Source organism: Aerococcus sp. L_32, from assembly GCF_050689315.1.
Genome location: NZ_JBOEQF010000546.1, coordinates 1 through 1,176, shown reverse-complemented (window position 1 = coordinate 1,176; position 1,176 = coordinate 1). Strand labels below are relative to the sequence as shown.

Annotated in this window: 1 protein-coding gene; it reads right to left on the bottom strand. The window is 39.3% G+C overall.

What is annotated here, in order from left to right; all coding sequences use genetic code 11:
- Positions 1 to 89: 89 nt before the first annotated feature.
- Positions 90 to 1,176: DNA gyrase C-terminal beta-propeller domain-containing protein (locus ACRCJ0_RS14665; protein ID WP_431390943.1), on the bottom strand; the 1,087-nt coding region annotated here is incomplete at its 5' end.

Below are 1,176 nucleotides of genomic sequence, written 5' to 3'. Positions count from 1 at the left end.
GTAAAATATTTTAGCAAAACATTCAATATAAATCAAGTAATATCTATAATTTGAAATGGATATTTTTTTATATATAGTTTATTACAATGTTATTCTTCTGATTCTTCATAATCTGGTAATGCGTCATCTGCGAATTCTTGCATACGAGAAATCATTTCATCAGAGGGTTCATCTGCTAATTGCGCATCAATAGCAGTTTCATTTTCTAGAGATGTTGCTGCTAATACTTCTTCAATTGCTTCTACTTTAGCAATCGCTGATACATGTGAATCTTCAGCTAGACGGATTAAACGCACACCTTGTGTTGCCCGGCCTGTTTGCGAAATATTTTTCGCATGGAAACGAATAGCTACACCTTGGTTGGTCATTAACATGATGTCTTCTTCTCCTGAAACGGTTGTTAAACCGACTAAGATACCATTTTTCTCGGTAACATTAATGGTTTTAACCCCTTTACCACCACGGTTTTTAATACCATATTCGCTGGCTGGTGTTTGTTTACCGTAACCTTTTTCAGTAACCACTAACACATTGTCATCTGGTCCAAGTACGGACATACCAACCACTTGATCGCCGTCATTTAAACGAATACCGCGAACACCTGTAGCGGTCCGCCCCATGCTACGGACGTTTGTTTCTTGGAAACTTACGGCATAACCATCTTGGGACGCGATAATAATGTTATCATCACCACTAGTTAAGACGACTTTCACTAATTCATCGCCTTCAGCTAGTTTCAAGGCGATTAACCCATTGTTACGGATATTGAAGTAGTCACTTGCATTGGTACGTTTTACAGTACCGTTTTTCGTTACAAATAATAAGTGTTCTTTTACTTCTGCGTCTTCAATTGGGGTCACGTTGATCATGGCTTGAACAGTTTCGTCTTGTTGTAAGTTCAATAGGTTCACAACTGGAATCCCTTTTGCCGCGCGACCAAACTCTGGAATTTCATAACCTTTAGAGTGGAATACGCGACCAGTGTTGGTGAAGAATAGGACTGAGTCGTGGGTTGAGGTAGATAACATGGTTTCAACGAAGTCGTCATCGTTCATGCTCATCCCTTTAACCCCTGTACCTCCACGATTTTGAGCTCTAAATTCTACATCATCAATACGTTTGATATACCCATTTTGCGTTAAGGTAACAATCACGTTACTTTCTTCAATCAGGTCC